Origin of the sequence: Klebsiella sp. JN_Kp121, from assembly GCF_040062145.1 — a bacterium.
Classification (GTDB): domain Bacteria; phylum Pseudomonadota; class Gammaproteobacteria; order Enterobacterales; family Enterobacteriaceae; genus Klebsiella; species Klebsiella aerogenes.
The window spans coordinates 55,878-73,689 of sequence record NZ_JBEAHX010000002.1; the positions used below are offsets into that span (position 1 = coordinate 55,878).

Consider the following 17,812-nt stretch of genomic DNA (forward strand, 5'->3'; position numbering starts at 1 on the left):
GATAATAAGAGGCATCATGAGATTATTGGTTCAGGATATTATAGTTCCTAGCATTGGGTTGTGTACTGATGAGTCGTTATATTACCGTGCAGGAGAGCGGGTTTTTGCTGACTTAAACAGTAAAGAAATTCACGTTCCTAAAAATGCGGTGATTAGTTTTGATTCCTTCTTTAACTCTCTTAGTGTGAAGAAATGGAAAGAAAACACAACCATTGATAATCTTTTAGTAACATATAAAGTTCGTGGGAAAGGTTGCCTTTACATCAATCACTTTAACGATAGTAAAGATGAAGTTTTAGAGCAAATTATTATCGATAATGATGAAGGCGAAGTGCAATTTTCACTGAGTGGATTACATACCGGCTATATCTACTTAAGATGGCGAGCATTTGAAGAAAGCGTAATTGAATCCTTTTCATTTTATACCTCTTCACCTTGTAAAGACGTCAAACTCGGGTTAGTTATAACAACGTTTAATCGTGAAGAACAAGTTGTTAAGTCGGTCAAACGTATTCGTGATGAATTGTTAACTGATCCACGCTATGTAAATAAAATACAACTATATTTAATTAACAATGGTAATGATGTTGATGGTATCGATTATCCTGAAGTAAATATAGTCAAAAATAAAAACCTTGGCGGTGCCGGTGGGTTTTCTCGAGGCTTGTGTGAGTTAACGGACGAAGGCACTTTTACACATTGTATATTTATGGATGATGATGCAGCATGTGAAATCGATTCAATTCGACGTACATTTGCACTTCTTTCTCTGTCTAATGATGATAATCTGGCTGTATCGGCTGCTATGCTCTATGAAGAAAGGCCAAGAATTGTGCATGAAGCCGGTGCTGTAGTTTTCTGCGATGGTATTTTTCATCGCCCGGCAAAGATAGGCTTAAATGTCTCTGAGCGCTCAGGTATTATTAGTTTTGATGAAGAAGAGGCTTTGGGATATGGAGCCTGGTGGTTTTATGCGTTTAATATAAAGAATACTAAATACTATCCATTCCCTTTCTTTGTCCGGGGTGATGATATGCTATTTGGGCTAATGAACGATAATCATAAGATTATCACTCTCAATGGTATCGCATCCTGGCAGATGGATTTCAATAGAAAACTGAACCCGCTAGTCTTTTATCTTAGCTTCCGAGCTATGTTTATGAGTTCCTGCCGAAAAGTTACCTGGCGTAATAGAATTATGCTCTCAGCATTTTTCATGCGTGAAGTTATAATTCTATCGATGGCTAACCGCTACGAAAGTGCGCAGGCTGTTGTACAAGCTTACAAAGACTGCATGAGTGGGATAGATTTTTGGGAAAATAATGTTGATTGCGCTGAAGTACGAAAAAAGATAAATCAACTTACCGTCAATGAGAGATTTAATATACCTTCAAGTGATTTGTTGAGAATTGAAACGGATTCTTTTTTGTATATAAAAGAAAATAAGCTGCATAAAGCCTTGAGATACTTGACATTAAATGGTCATCTTATTCCTCAATGTTTCTTTAATAAAAGAGCGCGTTTAATACCTGAAACACATAAAAACCCGACTAATATGGTATTTATGCGGAATGATGTTTACTATGTTTCGCAAATGAATGGTTCAGCAATGAAATTGTCGCATTCAAAAGCGAAATTTTTCCGTGTCGTTTTAAATGCAAGTTTACTTAGCTTTAATACGTTATTTTCCTTAAAGAAACGACTTGAGTCTTATCAGTCTGAAATTACCCGCTTGACGACTAAAGATTTTTGGAAAACTAAGTTTTAAAATATGCCCCAATTGTTTACAATTGGGGCATATTTTTATAGTTAACAGCCACGACCAGTGGGTGTGGCTGTTAACTAACTTAGATCAACCCGATGGAAAAATCTGCGTCGTTAACAATGTGCATTCACCGGCTGCGCAAACACGACTTGCTGTACCAATGCTAGTTTCTTTCGAAACGCCTTTGCAGCGTGGTAATTTATTTAAGTATAAGAATCTTATCGAAATGGCAGAGTTGCAGGGGTACCATACATATTGGTTCGACTCTCAAATGCAAAACAATATGTGGAACAAACCCTTTGGCTATCTGGCTAAATACGCGGAAGTATTGCAAACTCCTGAAGAAAATAATACCCGTTTCCCAATTAACGAAGGGCAGGACGAAAAACTATTACCTGCAATCAAGCATTACTTTAAAGAATCACAAGAGAGAAACTTTTACGTCATTCATTTGATGGGCAACCATTTACCTTATTCTACTTGCCGAGGTGATGGGGGTAACCCGATGGTTGATGATTATGATGCGTCTATTTATAACGTAGATGATACCTTAAAAAGTATCTTTACTCTCGCGGATACCTATCTTAAAGATTACAAATTGGTTTATGTTTCTGATCATGGTGAAGTGGTGGGCCAGGGCCATGGCTTCCCTTCCAGCGACAATGAAATGTATAAAATCCCATTGCTGAAGAATGATGCTTCCTGGTGCGCGTAGGCTGAACAATTACGCAATAATAATCATTATTTTTCATCAGATTTAACCAAGCTTCTGGTTTTAGAAATGATGGGTTATTCTGTCTCCGACCAACATTTGCGGGATGCAGTAAAAAACTCTGATTTCGTGCTGAATGAAAAAGAGGATGCTATCCGTTTCTCTGAATTAAGAGATGTGCCTTTACCGCAACATCCTTAATCGTCTGTTAATACATTAACTCTGGTTTAAATGTTGATCATATTAAACCAGAGTAATTTTCTACCTGTTACATTTTACTTATGTCTCGCCCTTAAATTCTCAATCACTTCCCCTAAATTCAGCCCCTGGTCCTGCAACAGCACCAGCAGGTGATACATCAGGTCTGACGCTTCATTCTTCAGTTCAAACTTGTCATTTACCGTCGCGGCCAGCGCGGTCTCCACGCCTTCTTCCCCCACTTTCTGCGCAATACGTTTGGTGCCGCTGGCATACAGTTTCGCAGTGTAGGAACTTTCCGGGTCTGCATGTTTGCGCTCGGCCAGCAGTTGTTCCAGTTGATAGAGGAACAGCCACTGGTGTCCGGTTTCCCCGAAGCAGCTTGACGTTCCTTTGTGGCAGGTCGGGCCTATCGGGTTGACCAATACTAGTAAGGTATCGTTATCGCAATCCGGGGTGATGCTGACCACATTAAGAAAGTTGCCGGAGGTTTCGCCCTTCGTCCACAGGCGCTGTTTGGTGCGCGAGTAGAAGGTCACTTTGCCGCTTTCTTGCGTTTTCACCAGCGCGTCCTCATTCATATATCCCAGCATTAACACTTCGCCAGATTCAGCGTGCTGTATGATGGCCGGCATCATGCCGTCGGTTTTTTGCCAATCCAGCTGTTCACTCAACATACCCTGATCTCCACGCCCTGGGCTGCCAGGAACGTTTTTAATTCGCCAATATTAATAATCTGTTTATGGAATACGGAAGCGGCGAGAGCGCCATCGACGTTGGCGTCGCGGAAGGCCTCAAGGAAGTGCTCCATGGTTCCGGCGCCGCCGGAGGCAATCAACGGAACGTTACACACTTCACGGACCTTTCTGAGCTGATCCAGATCGTAACCGTTGCGCACGCCGTCCTGGTTCATCATGTTGAGGACGATTTCTCCCGCTCCGCGTTTTTGTACTTCCTGCACCCAATCCAGCGTCTCCCATTGGGTGACGCGAGTCCGGCTCTCATCGCCGGTGTACTGATTAACGTGATATTTACCGGTTTGTTCATCAAACCAGGTATCGATACCTACCACGATACACTGCACGCCAAAGCGATCGGCGAGACGGGTGATTAACGTCGGATCCGCAAGCGCAGGCGAGTTAATTGAAATTTTGTCGGCTCCGAAGGAGAGGATCTGCGCTGCGTCTTCCAGAGACTTAATCCCGCCCGCGACGCAGAATGGAATATCAATCACTTCCGCCACGCGCGAAACCCAACTTTTATCGACTACCCGGCCATCGCTGGAGGCGGTGATATCGTAGAACACCAGCTCATCCGCGCCTTCATCGGCATAGCGTTTTGCCAGCGGCACAATATCGCCGATAATTTCGTGATTGCGGAACTGTACGCCTTTCACTACCTGGCCGTCGCGGACGTCAAGGCAGGGGATTATCCGTTTTGCCAGCATTGGATAGCCTCCGTTACGTTGAATTTACCTTCCAGCAGCGCGCGGCCGACGATCACGCCGCGAACGCCGGTTCCGCGCAGCGCGGCAATATCGTTGAGACCGCCGATCCCACCGGAAGACTGGAACGCCACCTGCGGATAACGCGCGCAGACTTCTTCATACAATGAGACGTTGGAACCCGCGAGAGTGCCATCGCGGGAGATATCGGTACACAGCACATGTTGCAAGCCGACCGGCAGATAGCTCTCCACCAGCTCTTCCAGAGTGACGCCAGAGTTTTCCTGCCAGCCGCTCACCGCCACCTGTTTATTGCCATCGGCATCAATGCGTACGTCCAGCGCCAGTACCAGATGTTCGGGGCCAAAGCGTTTAAACCAGGCTTTGACCACCTCCGGCGATTTTACCGCCGTTGAACCGACCACCACGCGCGCCACGCCGGCGTCAAGCAGTGCGGCAACGTCTTCTTCTGTACGTACGCCGCCGCCGACCTGTACCGGTACCGTAACGCCGGCGACTAAGGTCTTAAGCAGCGGAATCTGGCGTTTTGCCGGATCTTTTGCTCCGGTCAGATCGACCAGGTGCAATACTTCCGCGCCCTGATCTGCATAGGATTGCAGGCGTGGTAACGGATCGTTGCCATAGTCGCGTTGCTGGCCGTAGTCCCCCTGATGCAGGCGCACCACGGTACCGTCAATTAAATCTAAAGCTGGAATGATCATTACATCTCCAGGAAATTTTTCAGCAGCTGCGCACCGGCGCTACCTGAGCGCTCAGGGTGGAACTGTACGCCAAAGAAGTTATCTTTCTGCACCGCTGCGGTGAAGGCCTCGCCGTAGTTGCATTGCGCGATAGTGTACGGGTTGACCGGCATGGCGTAGCTATGGACGAAATAGAAATAAGCGCCTTCTTCAATGCCGCGGAACAGGCGATCGCCGGCTTTGGCATACACCCGGTTCCATCCCATATGCGGCAGCGGCAGTCCGTGATCGGTCATTTTCGGCACCTCTTCATCAATAATGCCCAGCAGCTCGACGCCGTTTGTCTCTTCGCTGCGCGCACCGAGTAACTGCATGCCGAGACAGATCCCCAGCACCGGCTGGGTACAAGCTTTAATAAGCTCAATGAGCTCACGTTCGCGCAGCTGATCCATCGCAGCCTGCGCGGTGCCGACGCCGGGCAGAAAAAGTTTATCGGCGCGTAGAACAACATCCGGCTCGCGGCTGACCACTGGCTCATAGCCGTGGCGGCTCACCGCAGATTTCACCGAGTTGAGGTTGGCGCACCCGGTATCGAGGATTACCACGTTCATCACAATACCCCTTTTGACGATGGCAACGTGTCGCCCTGGACCCGAATGGCCTGGCGCAGCGTACGACCGAAGGCTTTGAACAGGCTCTCGACGCGGTGATGATCGTTTTTACCTTTGGTTTTCAGGTGCAGTGTCACCGCCATGGTATAGGAGAGCGAACGGAAGAAGTGTTCGACCATCTCGGTGCTCAGGTCGCCAACGCGCTGATAGGTGAAGTCAGCTTTATATTCGAGGTGCGGACGGCCAGAGATATCCAGCGCGCAGCGCGCCAGGCACTCATCCATCGGCAGCACAAAGCCAAAGCGGTTAATGCCGCGCTTATCACCCAGCGCCAGCTTCAACGCTTCGCCTAACGCCAGGCCGGTATCTTCTACGGTGTGGTGATCGTCGATGTAAAGATCGCCGCCGACGTTAATTTCCAGGCGAAAGCCGCCGTGGGTGGCGATCTGATCGAGCATGTGATCGAAGAAACCAACGCCGGTGTGGATCTTACTGCCGCCTTCACGGTCCAGCCAGACTTTAACGTCAACCTGGGTCTCTTTGGTGATGCGCTCAACGTGAGCATAGCGGTCGCGACGGGTCAGCTGTTCGCAGATGGTCGGCCAGTTCAGCGTTTCACTGTTATAGCGCAGGCCGGTGATGCCCATGTTATCCGCCAACTCGATATCGGTGGCGCGGTCGCCGATGACATAACTGTGGGTTTTATCCATCATGCCGTCTTCCAGCCACGGCAATACCAACTGGGTCTTCGGCTTACGGCAGTCACAGTTATCGCCAGGCATGTGCGGGCAGATCAGGACGTCTTCGAAGTTAACGCCCTGCGAGGAGAAGACCTGCATCATCAGGTTGTGCGGGCCGTCAAATTCCTCCTGCGGCAGGCTTTCGGTACCAAGGCCGTCCTGGTTGGTGATCATCACCAGCTTGTAACCTTCCTGCTGCAGCTTAAGCAGCGCCGGGATCACCTGCGGCTCGAAGGCCAGTTTTTCAAACCGGTCTACCTGAAAATCAACCGGCGGTTCAGAGATAAGCGTACCGTCACGGTCAATAAAGAGAAACTTCTGGGTCATACATTCTCCGCAGTCAAAGCGTCAATCACGCGCTGGCTCTCTGCACGGGTACCGATAGTGATACGCAAACAGCCGCTTAATGAGGGTTGTTTATTTTGGTCACGTAAGATAATGCCCTGATCCCACAAAGATTTAAACACCGCGCTGGAGGCGGTTATCCGCGCCAGCAGGTAGTTGGTCTCGGAATCGAACACCTGCTCGACGCAGGCGATGCCGCGCAGCGCATTGACCAGGTATGCGCGTTCATCCAGGATCTGTGCCACGCGTGCGCGCATAGCGGCAATGCCTGCCGGGCTTAATGCCTGGGCGGCGATATCGGCAACCGGCGTCGAGAGCGGATAAGGTGCGATGACTTTTAGCAGTACATTAATTACCTCTGCGTTAGCCAGCGTAAAACCGCAGCGCAACCCCGCCAGCGCAAAGGCTTTCGATAAGGTGCGCAGGATAACCAGGTGCGGGTATTCATTTAGCCAACCAGCGAGCGACGCCTGCGGGCAGAACTCAATATAGGCTTCATCCGCTACCACGATAGCTTTACCGCGCGTCATTTCCAGCAGGACGCGGAAATCTTGCGGATTGATTATCTGCCCGGTTGGATTATTTGGGCTGCAGACAAACACCACTTTCACGCCGGTGAGATTCGATTCGATACCCGGTAAATCGAGCTGCCAGTCGGCGAGCGTCGGCACCGTGCGGCACTCAACGCCGATAGTTTCGGCGCTGACGCTATACATACCGTAGGTAGGCGGGCAATAAAGGACCGCGTCCTCGCCGGGTTCGCAAAAAGCGCGGATCAATAACTCGATACCTTCGTCAGCCCCGCGGCTCACCAGTACCTGCTCTGGTTTTACGCCGGCATAGTGCGCGTAGTTTTCGATAACCGCTTTCGGCTGCGGCTCCGGATAGCGGTTCAGCGTCTGTTCGGTTAGCTGGAATTCCACGGCGGTGGGGAATTCGTTGGCGTTCAACCACACGTCGCCTTTTCCCCCAAGACGGCGGGCGGATTGATACGGCGTCAGCGCGCGAATATTGGCGCGGGCTAAGTCTTCAATGCTCATGCTTGCTCCTTAAGGGCGGCTACGCGCAGCGTTACGGCGTTTTTGTGGGCGGTCAGCAGTTCGGCTGCGGCCAGGATCTCGATAGTTGGGGCGAGGGCGGCGAAACCTTCGCGCGTCAGCTCCTGTACGGTCATGCGCTTTTGGAAATCCGCCAGACCGAGGCTGGAACAGGTCGCGGTGTAGCCGTAGGTCGGCAGCACGTGGTTGGTGCCGGAGGCGTAATCACCTGCCGATTCTGGCGACCAGTCGCCGAGGAATACCGAACCAGCGCTGGTAATGCCGTCAACCAGTTCACGGGCGTTGCGGGTCTGGATAATCAGGTGCTCCGGACCGTACTGATTTGAGATCTCTACACATTGTTCGAGATCGCGAGCGACAATAATACGGCTGGCGGAAAGCGCTTCACGTGCGGTTTCGGCACGCGGCAGGGCAGCCAACTGACGTTCAACCGCTGCGGCGACCCGGGAGCCCATGTCGGCGTCGGGGGTCAGCAGGATAACCTGGGAATCCGGGCCATGTTCCGCCTGGGAGAGTAAATCGGAGGCGACGAAATCCGGCGTCGCGCCGCCGTCGGCAATCACCAGAACCTCCGACGGGCCGGCAGGCATATCGATAGCCGCGCCGTCGAGGCGCTGGCTGACCTGGCGCTTGGCCTCGGTGACGAAGGCGTTGCCAGGGCCAAAGATTTTTGCGACTTTCGCTACCGATTCGGTGCCGAAGGCCATTGCCGCGATAGCCTGCGCGCCGCCGACGTTAAAGATATTACGCACGCCGCACAGCTGCGCCGCATAAAGAATTTCATCGGCAATCGGCGGCGGCGAACACAGCACCACTTCCTGACAGCCGGCAATGCGCGCCGGCGTTGCCAGCATCAGCACCGTTGAAAACAGCGGCGCCGAGCCGCCCGGAATATATAAGCCGACAGAGGCGATAGGGCGGGTAAGCTGCTGGCAGCGTACGCCGGGCTGGGTCTCAACATCGACAACCTGCAACTGCTGCGCGTTGTGAAAGGTCTCGATATTGTTGACCGCTACCGCCATCGCTTGTTTGAGTTCGTCGCTGAGACGCGAGCCGGCAGCGGCAATTTCTTCGTCAGATACTTTCAGCGCCGTGACGGTGGTTTTATCGAATTTGGCACTATATTCGCGTAAAGCGGCATCGCCATTCTCTTTAACGTTGCCGAGGATCCCGGCTACCGTTTTGCTGATGCTCTCGGAAGCTGAAATCGCCGGGCGCATTAATAGTTGTTGCTGTTGTGCGGCGCTGCAGCTATTCCAGTCGATAATGGTATTGAAGCTCATGGTCATTTCCCCTGTTTGTCCCGTATGCGGATAGCTGGATTACTCCATCATCTTCTCGATCGGCAGCACCAGGATGGAGCTGGCGCCCAGCGCTTTCAGTTTTTCCATGGTTTCCCAGAACAGAGTTTCGCTGCTGACCATGTGCATCGCTACCCGCTGTTTATCGCCCGCCAGCGGCAGAATAGTTGGTCGTTCGGCGCCCGGCAGCAGCGCCACCACTTCCTCCAGCCGTTCGGTCGGCGCGTGCATCATGATGTATTTCGATTCGCGGGCCTGGATAACCCCCTGAATGCGGGTCAGCAGACGGTCGATCAGCTGCTGTTTCGCCTCGTCCATCTCGCCGTCACGCTGGATCAGGCAGGCTTTGGAACGATAAATAACTTCAACTTCGCGCAGGCCGTTAGCTTCAAGGGTTGCGCCGGTAGAAACGAGATCGCAGATGGCGTCTGCAAGGCCTGCGCGCGGGGCGACTTCGACAGAACCGTTTAGCAGACAGGATTTAAAGGAGATACCTTTCTGATCGAGATAGCGTTTTAACAGGTGCGGGTAAGAGGTGGCGATGCGTTTGCCGTCCAGCGCCGCCGGGCCATTCCAGTTTTCATCCACAGGTGTCGCAAGCGACAGACGGCATCCGCCAAAGTCCAGACGACGCAGGGTAAAGTAGCGCGGGTCTTCGCCCTGCGCACGGCGGCTCAGCAGCTCTTCTTCCAGTACGTTCTCGCCGATAATGCCAAGGTCGACAACGCCGTCCATCACCAGCCCCGGAATATCGTCATCGCGAACGCGCAGAATATCGATCGGCATGTTTTCCGCAAGGGCGATCAGACGCTGGGTGTGCAGGTTGACTTTAATGCCGCAGCGGCCAAGCAGTTCGCGTGAATCTTCACTCAAACGGCCGGATTTCTGAATAGCTATGCGTAAACGGGTGTTGTCTAACATTGTTGTTTTCCTCTGAATACCTGTCTGAATCTGTCCGAATTCGGTCCAAAAAAAAGCCCCCGGAAGTGAATCTTCCGGGGGCTCTCTTTGCGTTCATGCACCACTGGAAGATCCAAACGTCTTCCAGCACACATCGCCTGAAAGACTAGTCAGGATGATGGTGATGATGGTGGTTTTTAAATTGAACGCTGTTCATAAAATTCTCTTTGAATGACTATGCATTTGATGTCTTTTAACCTAAACCAGTTGCGGCGCATAAAGCAAGCCCTTTTTTCCATCATTAATTCATTTCATATTCGTCGAACAAATTGTCAGGTCTCGCGGGCTAGCGTAGCCTAGTATCAGCACAGCGAATGAGTCAGGAGCCAGGGTATGAAAAAGGTCGCGATTGTCGGGTTAGGGTGGCTGGGCATGCCGCTTGCGTTGTCATTGCGCGCGCGCGGTTGGCATGTCACCGGCAGTAAAACGACGCAGGACGGCGTGGAGGCGGCGCGGATGTGCGGTATTGAAGGATATCCGCTGCGTCTTGAACCCCAGCTGATCTGTGAGGCTGAGGATCTGGACGCGATGATGAACGTCGATGCGCTGGTTATCACGTTACCTGCGCGGCGCACGGGCCCCGGGGAAGATTTTTATCTACAGGCGGTGCAGGAGATTGTTGATACCGCGCTCTCGCGGCATATTCCACGCATTATTTTTACCAGTTCGACCTCGGTTTATGGCAATACCGAAGGGACGATGAAGGAAAATTCGCCGCGCAATCCACAAACCGCCAGCGGCAGGGTACTGAAAGAGCTGGAAGACTGGCTGCATGCGTTGCCGGGCACCTCGGTGGATATTCTGCGTCTCGCCGGGTTGGTTGGGCCATCGCGCCATCCGGGCCGTTTCTTTGCCGGTAAATCGGCACCGGATGGCCAGCACGGGGTCAACCTGGTGCATCTGCAGGACGTTATTGCCGCGATTGAGCTATTGCTTCAGGCCCCGAAAGGCGGACACATCTATAATATATGTGCGCCGCAGCATCCGGCGCGCGGCGTCTTTTATCCGCAGATGGCCCGTGAACTTGGGCTGCCGTTACCGGTATTTACCGATAACCCGGAAGGCGGTAAAGGCAAAATCATTGATGGCAACCGGATCTGCTATGAGCTTGGCTTTGAATACCAGTACCCCGATCCGCTGGTGATGCCAATGGAGTAATCGCCAGCAGACGATCGCGTACCGTAAGGGGGGGCGATGAAACCACTGCTGGATGTTCTCGTTATTCTTGATGCCTTAGAAAAAGAGGGGAGCTTTGCCGCGGCTTCGGCAAAGCTCTATAAAACCCCCTCGGCGCTGAGCTATACCATCCATAAATTAGAAAGCGATCTGAATATCCAACTGCTGGATCGCAGCGGTCATCGGGCGCGCTTTACTTGCACCGGGCAGATGCTGCTGGAGAAAGGACGTGAGCTACTCCATACCGCTCGCGAACTTGAGCTGCAGGCCATCAGGCTACATCAGGGCTGGGAAAATACCCTGACCATCAGTGTCGATATGACTTTTCCTTTCTCTCTTTTAACTTCACTGATGGAACAGTTTTATCAACAACGCAACGTGACCCGTTTGCAGTTCACTAGCGCTGGTGGTTGGGATGCTCTGGCGGCAGGCGAGGTCGACATGGTGCTGGGCGCGCTTAACGAGCCGCCAACGCTGGTGGGTTATGGTTTTAGTCTGCTTGGCGATGTGGATCTGTGTTTTGTGGTCGCGATTAATCATCCGCTGGCGCAGGCTAAGGAACCGTTGAATTTGCGGGTGTTACAGCGATATCGGGCGATTATTTGCAATGCCGGGTTGCTGCAAAGCGAAAAGCAGGAGAGTGTGACGGTTTATGATATGAATAGCCTGCTGGAGCTGGTATGCGCCGGGCTGGGCTGGGCTTACCTGCCGCGCTATCTGGCAGAGGCCTTGCTGGAGAAGGGAAAATTGGTCGAGAAACGTATTAGCACACCCGCGCGGCTGCATCGGGCATGGATTGGCTGGAATGAAGACGTTTTTGGCCTTGCCGCGCAATGGTGGTTACAAGCGATATTAGCAAATAGTGCTATTCGTCAGATCTACAATACTAAAATAGTATGAATATTAGGCGGTTAGAATTCTTAGCCTATTAATAAACCTTTCAACATCTTGTCATTAAGCCAGAAGTTGTTGCAAAATACGCAGCCTGAAAACCAGAGACTAGCCGACGCTTTTTTTAAAGTGTCGGTTATTTTTTTGGTCGAAAGACACATCATTCAATACCAAGAGGCCGGGCTTCGTACCGGATAGATATTTACTAAAAACCGACAGTCGTTGTCGCTGAGGAATAGAAAGAAATGGGGCAATTTTTTGCTTACGCGCTGGCCTTCGCCGTAAAAGGGGATAACTATGTCGCATAACGCTACTCCAAATACCTCTCGCGTGGAATTACGTAAAACCCTTACGTTAGTTCCGGTTGTAATGATGGGCCTGGCCTATATGCAGCCGATGACGCTGTTCGATACGTTTGGTATCGTCTCTGGTATGACCGACGGTCACGTGCCGACGGCCTACGCCTTTGCGTTAATCGCTATTCTTTTTACTGCGCTGAGCTACGGGAAGCTGGTACGCCGTTATCCTTCCGCGGGTTCCGCGTATACCTACGCCCAGAAATCCATTAGCCCGACCGTAGGCTTCATGGTGGGTTGGTCCTCTCTGCTCGACTACCTGTTCGCGCCGATGATCAACATCCTGCTGGCGAAAATTTACTTTGAAGCGCTGGTGCCTTCGATTCCATCGTGGGTGTTTGTTATCGCGCTGGTCGCGTTCATGACCGCCTTTAACCTGCGCAGCATCAAGTCCGTCGCCAACTTCAACACCGTTATCGTGGTGCTGCAGGTGGTACTGATTGCCGTGATCCTCGGCATGGTGGTGTATGGCGTATTTGAAGGCGAGGGCGCCGGTACGCTGGCCAGCAGTCGTCCGTTCTGGTCCGGCGATGCGCACGTTATCCCGATGATTACCGGGGCGACGATTCTCTGCTTCTCATTTACCGGCTTTGACGGCATCAGCAATCTGTCTGAAGAGACCAAAGATGCAGAACGCGTTATTCCGCGCGCTATCTTCCTGACTGCGCTGATTGGCGGCCTGATCTTCATTTTTGCCACCTACTTCCTGCAGCTGTACTTCCCGGATATCTCGCGCTTTAAGGATCCGGATGCCTCACAGCCTGAAATTATGCTGTATGTGGCAGGTAAAGCCTTCCAGGTAGGCGCGCTGATCTTCTCCACCATCACCGTGCTGGCTTCCGGTATGGCGGCGCATGCTGGCGTTGCGCGTCTGATGTACGTTATGGGCCGTGATGGCGTATTCCCGAAAAGCTTCTTCGGCTACGTGCATCCGACCTGGCGCACCCCGGCGATGAACATCATCCTGGTTGGCGCGATCGCGCTGCTGGCGATTAACTTTGACCTGGTGATGGCGACTGCGCTGATTAACTTCGGTGCGCTGGTGGCGTTCACCTTCGTTAACCTGTCGGTTATCTCGCAGTTCTGGATCCGCGAGAAACGCAACAAGACGCTGAAAGACCACTTCCAGTATCTGTTCCTGCCGATGTGCGGCGCCCTGACCGTTGGCGCGCTGTGGGTTAACCTGGAAGAGAGCTCGATGATCCTGGGTCTGATCTGGGCCGGTATCGGTCTGATTTACCTGGCGTGCGTAACCAAAAGCTTCCGCAACCCGGTACCGCAGTACGAAGACGTTGCGTAATTACGCTTTATGATAAGAAAAGCCGGAGGGAAACCTCCGGCTTTTTTGTTTCTGGCGTCCGCTGCTTTTCCCCGCTGGCGACTGTCGCTTTGCCGGGGGCACAGGGATGGCTTACTTCTCCTGTCGCATCACATTAAGCAGCGTATCCAACAGCCCTGGAAAACGGGCATCCAAATCGTCGCGGCGAAGCGAAATGAGATTTTCCCGCCCCTGAGGACGTTGCCAGATCACGCCGCTGTCGCGCAGCACCCGCCAGTGGTGAGTCATGGTGGATTTCGCGATATCTTCTTTGCGCAATGCGTTACAACTCTGCTCGCTGCCGTCGGAGAGCGTGCGAATGATTTCCAGCCGCAAGGGGTTGCCCAGGGCAAAAAGAACATTTTCGAGGCGAATTTGTTCACGTTCGGGGTGATTGGCGATCATAATATTCCTGTGTCGGCGGTTGTGCTGTTCACGCGAACAGCAACCCGTATCGGCGGCTGGCGGCTACTATACCCAAACTCCTTTTCTTGCGCCACGCGCGCCGTCGCAAGCTGACCGATAGCAGTGATAGTAAAAATAGTTCGAGTATACTCGTACAGTTGTACTATTATAGATGCCGTAAACCTAACCGCGGCAGATTTAGCCGCTCATTGACAGTCAAAATGACTAAGGACGCATCATGCCCCGACCCATCCCCCTCGAACGTTATCGCAACATCGGTATCTCCGCGCATATCGATGCCGGCAAAACCACCACCACTGAGCGCATTCTGTTTTACACCGGAATGAGCCATAAGCTGGGTGAAGTACACGATGGCGCGGCAACTACCGACTGGATGGCGCAGGAGCAGGAGCGTGGGATTACCATTACTTCCGCAGCGGTAAGCTGCTTCTGGCCCGGGATGGACCGCAGCTTTGAGCCCCATCGTATCAATATCATTGATACCCCGGGGCACGTGGACTTTACCATCGAAGTAGAACGTTCGATGCGCGTGCTGGACGGCGCGGTGATGGTCTATGACTCGGTCGGCGGCGTGCAGCCGCAGTCGGAGACCGTCTGGCGGCAGGCTAATAAGTATCACGTCCCGCGGTTGGCGTTCGTTAACAAAATGGACCGCCCGGGCGCCGATTTCTTCCGCGTGGTGCAAATGATGATCGATCGCCTGAAGGCCAATCCGGTGCCGATTGTTATCCCCATTGGCGCCGAAGAGCATTTCACCGGCGTCGTCGACCTGATAAAGATGCGGGCCATTCTGTGGGATGATGCAACGCAGGGGATGACGTTCAGCTATGCGCCTGTGCCTGATGACCTGCTGCCGACGGCTCAGGAGTGGCGGGAAAAAATGGTTTCGGCCGCGGCGGAAGCCAGTGATGAGCTGATGGATAAATATCTCGAAAGCGGCGAACTGAGCGAAGCAGAAATTGTGGCCGGGCTACGTAAACGCACGGTCGGCGGCGAAATCCAGCCGGTGCTCTGCGGCAGCGCCTTTAAAAATAAAGGCGTGCAGCGGATGCTCGATGCGGTCGTTGAGTTAATGCCGTCGCCGCTGGATATTCCGGCGATTCAGGGCATTGATGATAAGGGGCAACCGGCGGAGCGTCACCCGAGCGACGATGAGCCGCTGTCTGCGCTGGCGTTTAAACTCATGACCGATCCCTACGTCGGCCAGTTGACCTTTATTCGCGTCTATTCCGGGACGTTGAAAAAAGGCGATGCGGTCTTTAACCCGGTGAAGGGCAAGAAAGAACGTATCGGGCGCATCGTGCTGATGCATGCCAACGATCGCCACGAAGTCGACGAGCTGCATGCCGGTGATATTGCCGCCTGTGTTGGTCTAAAAGATGTCACGACGGGCGATACGCTGTGCGATCCGGATGCGGTCATCACTCTTGAGCGCATGGAGTTCCCGGAACCGGTCATTTCGCTGGCGATTGAACCGAAGACCAAGGCCGACCAGGAGAAAATGGGCATTGCGCTACAGCGGTTGGCTTCCGAGGATCCGTCGTTCCGCCTGCATACCGATGAAGAGTCCGGGCAGACGATTATCTCCGGGATGGGGGAGTTGCATCTGGAGATTATCGTCGACCGTATGAAACGCGAGTTCGGCGTTGAGGCGAATATTGGCCGTCCGCAGGTTACCTATCGGGAAACCATCCGTAAAACGGTGAAGGATGTGGAAGGTAAATTTGTGCGTCAGTCCGGCGGTAAGGGGCAGTATGGGCACGTCGTGCTGACCCTGGAGCCCTTGGCGGCGGGGAGCGGCTTTGTGTTTGAAGATGCCACTAAAGGCGGGGTCGTACCGCGTGAATACATCCCTTCTGTGGAAAAAGGGCTGCGTGAAGCGATGGGCACCGGCGTGCTGGCGGGCTATCCGGTTGTCGACGTTAAAGCGACCCTGACGTTTGGTTCGTATCATGACGTCGACTCCTCCGAAATGGCTTTCCGTATGGCGGCGATTTTCGGCTTTAAGGAAGGGGCGCGAAAAGCGGACCCGGTGATCCTGGAGCCGGTGATGCACGTCGAGGTGGAGACGCCGGAAGAGTACGCTGGCAATATTATGGGCGATCTCTCTTCCCGTCGCGGAATGGTGCAGGGGATGGAGGAGCGTTTCGGTAGCCAGATTATTCGTGCCGATGTGCCGCTGGCCGAAATGTTCGGTTATTCCACCACGCTGCGCTCGATGTCGCAGGGTCGCGCGACCTATAGCATGGAGTTCCATCATTACGCAGAAGCGCCGCGTAACGTGGCCGACGACATCATCGCCAGCCGCGCGAAAAGTTAAGTCAGTACTCCCGGGCTACGGTGACGGCCTGGCCCGGGTTAAACGATTTCCTGCGCATATTGCCACAGCGCTTTCAACAGGGCTTGTTTTTCACTATCGTCAGCATACTGTTGATACATCACCTGCAGTTCATCGGCATAGGCCTGCAAAAACTCCGGCGTAAAGACGTTACGGCGGTGCTCTAACCAGCGCTGCTGTTCGTTTTCATCAAGCGTACCGGGGAAGTTACGCGCGCGGTAGTTAAACAGCAGGCGCTCAATGCGTTTATCCGCAAACGTAATATCCAGCGCTGGCAGGTTACGCGGTTCGGTTTCCAGCACTATCTTCATCGCCGCGCGATCGGCATCGCTAAAGAATCCGTTGTACAGTTGGGCGTCAACATTATCCGATGGCACGAACGGTTCGGCTTCGGCATACAGTGCTACCACTTTCTCACGTACCTGCGGATTTGCGCGCAGCAGTTGGGCGTTCTCCAGGCAGTGCTGAATATTGATACCTAAACGGTCGGCATCCTGCGGACGCAACGTATTGGCCTGCGCCAGCACCGGGCATTTATTTAAATGCACCAGCTTAATTGGCGCTGCCGGTAAATCGCCGAGTTCGTCTCGCGGAGTATACAGGCGCTCGCGCAATGTATCGGCGTCGAGCTCCAACAACGGCGACATATCCCCCGCCAGGTCAACCATAATCACCGCATTGCGGTTATCCGGATGCCAGGCCAGCGGCGCGACCAGGCTAGTGTTGCCGCGGGCGGCGCCGAACATACCGGAAACGTGGACCAGTGGTTTCAACTGCGGCACGTCGATTAACGTCGCCAGCTTGCGTTTATTTCGATGACTGTACAGATAGTCAAACAGGCGCGGCTGATGGGTCTTCACCAGTTTCGCCATCGCGATAGTGGCGTACACATCGGCCATCGCATCGTGGGCATTGCTATGCTCTATGCCATTCGCGACGGTCAGATGCTCAAGGCGGAAGCTTGGCAGACCATCTTCATTTTCAGGCCAGTTGATACCTTCCGGGCGCAGGGCATAGCAGGCGCGCATCACATCCAGCAGGTCCCAGCGCGAATTATCATGCTGCCAGCTCCAGGCGTACGGATCGTAAAAGTTGCGGTAAAAAATATTACGGCTGACTTCATCATCAAAACGGACATTGTTGTAGCCGACGATACAGGTTTTCGGCACCGTGAACAGATCGTTGATGCGGCGGGCGAAAGCGGCCTCGTTGTCGCCTTTGGCCAGCGCTTCCTGTGGCGTAATTCCGGTAATCATCACCGCCTGTGGTTGCGGCAGGTAGTCGTCCGCAGGCTTGCAGTAGAAGACTTCCGGTTCGCCAATGACATTCAGATCGCTATCGGTACGGATGGCGGCGAACTGCGCCGGCCGGTCGAGCGAAGGGCTGGTACCGAAGGTTTCGTAGTCGTGGAAGAGGAATGTGCTCTGTATGATTTCGTTTTTTACTGTCACCTGATTTATGCGCTCGATGTT

The 17,812-nt window shown here is 52.9% G+C and carries 18 protein-coding genes and 1 other annotated feature; of the genes, 7 read left to right on the forward strand and 11 right to left on the reverse strand.

Features of this window, described 5'->3' with window-relative positions; translation table 11 throughout:
- Positions 1-16: 16 nt before the first annotated feature.
- The 3 genes from ABLU86_RS02760 (at position 17) to ABLU86_RS02770 (ending at position 2,678) form a co-directional block, all read left to right on the forward strand.
- Positions 17-1,768: a glycosyltransferase gene (locus tag ABLU86_RS02760; protein WP_045361587.1), complete on the forward strand. Its 1,752-nt coding sequence runs from the start codon at positions 17-19 to the stop codon at positions 1,766-1,768.
- A gap of 61 nt (positions 1,769-1,829) precedes the next feature.
- The gene (locus ABLU86_RS02765) at positions 1,830-2,480 is read left to right on the forward strand and encodes a sulfatase-like hydrolase/transferase (protein ID WP_159082603.1); all 651 of its coding nucleotides are present in this window, start codon (positions 1,830-1,832) and stop codon (positions 2,478-2,480) included.
- A gap of 66 nt (positions 2,481-2,546) precedes the next feature.
- Positions 2,547-2,678, forward strand: a complete 132-nt coding sequence (locus ABLU86_RS02770; RefSeq protein WP_262853835.1) for a hypothetical protein — start codon at positions 2,547-2,549, stop codon at positions 2,676-2,678.
- A gap of 74 nt (positions 2,679-2,752) precedes the next feature.
- Here the strand turns inward: ABLU86_RS02770 and hisIE are convergent, their stop codons facing one another.
- The 9 genes from hisIE to hisL all read right to left on the reverse strand — a co-directional run bounded on the left by hisIE (position 2,753) and on the right by hisL (position 9,992).
- Complete coding sequence (gene hisIE / locus ABLU86_RS02775; RefSeq protein WP_046883239.1) at positions 2,753-3,352, reverse strand: bifunctional phosphoribosyl-AMP cyclohydrolase/phosphoribosyl-ATP diphosphatase HisIE; 600 nt, start codon at positions 3,350-3,352, stop codon at positions 2,753-2,755.
- A complete protein-coding gene (hisF, locus tag ABLU86_RS02780; protein ID WP_015365818.1) occupies positions 3,346-4,122 on the reverse strand; it encodes an imidazole glycerol phosphate synthase subunit HisF in 777 nt (258 codons plus the stop codon). The genes hisIE and hisF overlap by 7 nt, the downstream gene beginning before the upstream one ends.
- Entirely contained in the window at positions 4,104-4,841 is a 738-nt protein-coding gene (hisA, locus tag ABLU86_RS02785) for a 1-(5-phosphoribosyl)-5-[(5-phosphoribosylamino)methylideneamino]imidazole-4-carboxamide isomerase (protein ID WP_015365819.1), read from the reverse strand. The genes hisF and hisA overlap by 19 nt, the downstream gene beginning before the upstream one ends.
- Entirely contained in the window at positions 4,841-5,431 is a 591-nt protein-coding gene (gene hisH, locus ABLU86_RS02790; protein WP_045412962.1) for an imidazole glycerol phosphate synthase subunit HisH, read from the reverse strand. Before hisH ends, hisA begins: the two co-directional genes overlap by 1 nt.
- A complete protein-coding gene (gene hisB / locus ABLU86_RS02795) occupies positions 5,431-6,498 on the reverse strand; it encodes a bifunctional histidinol-phosphatase/imidazoleglycerol-phosphate dehydratase HisB (protein WP_047466033.1) in 1,068 nt (355 codons plus the stop codon). Before hisB ends, hisH begins: the two co-directional genes overlap by 1 nt.
- Positions 6,495-7,556, reverse strand: a complete 1,062-nt coding sequence (gene hisC / locus ABLU86_RS02800) for a histidinol-phosphate transaminase (protein WP_348795915.1) — start codon at positions 7,554-7,556, stop codon at positions 6,495-6,497. Before hisC ends, hisB begins: the two co-directional genes overlap by 4 nt.
- Positions 7,553-8,857, reverse strand: a complete 1,305-nt coding sequence (hisD, locus tag ABLU86_RS02805) for a histidinol dehydrogenase (protein WP_348795916.1) — start codon at positions 8,855-8,857, stop codon at positions 7,553-7,555. Before hisD ends, hisC begins: the two co-directional genes overlap by 4 nt.
- 39 nt (positions 8,858-8,896) lie before the next feature.
- Positions 8,897-9,796, reverse strand: a complete 900-nt coding sequence (hisG, locus tag ABLU86_RS02810; protein ID WP_015365824.1) for an ATP phosphoribosyltransferase — start codon at positions 9,794-9,796, stop codon at positions 8,897-8,899.
- Between the two features lie 47 nt (positions 9,797-9,843).
- Positions 9,844-9,966 (reverse strand) — a sequence feature (His leader region).
- Positions 9,942-9,992, reverse strand: a complete 51-nt coding sequence (gene hisL, locus ABLU86_RS02815) for a his operon leader peptide (RefSeq protein WP_009654477.1) — start codon at positions 9,990-9,992, stop codon at positions 9,942-9,944. It overlaps the preceding feature by 25 nt.
- A gap of 176 nt (positions 9,993-10,168) precedes the next feature.
- On the opposite strand from hisL, the gene ABLU86_RS02820 reads away from it, so the two are divergent.
- From ABLU86_RS02820 to plaP, 3 genes are all read left to right on the forward strand, one after another.
- Positions 10,169-10,993, forward strand: coding sequence for an SDR family oxidoreductase (locus ABLU86_RS02820; RefSeq protein ID WP_015365825.1), 825 nt, complete (start codon positions 10,169-10,171; stop codon positions 10,991-10,993).
- Between the two features lie 36 nt (positions 10,994-11,029).
- Positions 11,030-11,911, forward strand: a complete 882-nt coding sequence (locus tag ABLU86_RS02825; protein WP_045361488.1) for a LysR substrate-binding domain-containing protein — start codon at positions 11,030-11,032, stop codon at positions 11,909-11,911.
- Positions 11,912-12,199: 288 nt separating this feature from the next.
- Positions 12,200-13,558, forward strand: coding sequence for a putrescine/proton symporter PlaP (plaP, locus tag ABLU86_RS02830; protein WP_015365827.1), 1,359 nt, complete (start codon positions 12,200-12,202; stop codon positions 13,556-13,558).
- A 111-nt stretch (positions 13,559-13,669) separates the two neighbouring features.
- On the opposite strand, the gene ABLU86_RS02835 is transcribed toward plaP, so the two are convergent.
- The gene (locus tag ABLU86_RS02835) at positions 13,670-13,981 is read right to left on the reverse strand and encodes a helix-turn-helix domain-containing protein (RefSeq protein WP_015365828.1); all 312 of its coding nucleotides are present in this window, start codon (positions 13,979-13,981) and stop codon (positions 13,670-13,672) included.
- Positions 13,982-14,219: 238 nt separating this feature from the next.
- Here ABLU86_RS02835 and fusA point away from each other — a divergent pair, with 238 nt between their 5' ends.
- On the forward strand, positions 14,220-16,322 hold the full coding sequence (gene fusA, locus ABLU86_RS02840) for an elongation factor G (protein ID WP_042895686.1): 2,103 nt from the start codon (positions 14,220-14,222) through the stop codon (positions 16,320-16,322).
- Positions 16,323-16,360: 38 nt separating this feature from the next.
- On the opposite strand, the gene sbcB is transcribed toward fusA, so the two are convergent.
- Complete coding sequence (gene sbcB, locus ABLU86_RS02845; RefSeq protein ID WP_046883234.1) at positions 16,361-17,791, reverse strand: exodeoxyribonuclease I; 1,431 nt, start codon at positions 17,789-17,791, stop codon at positions 16,361-16,363.
- Positions 17,792-17,812: the final 21 nt, after the last annotated feature.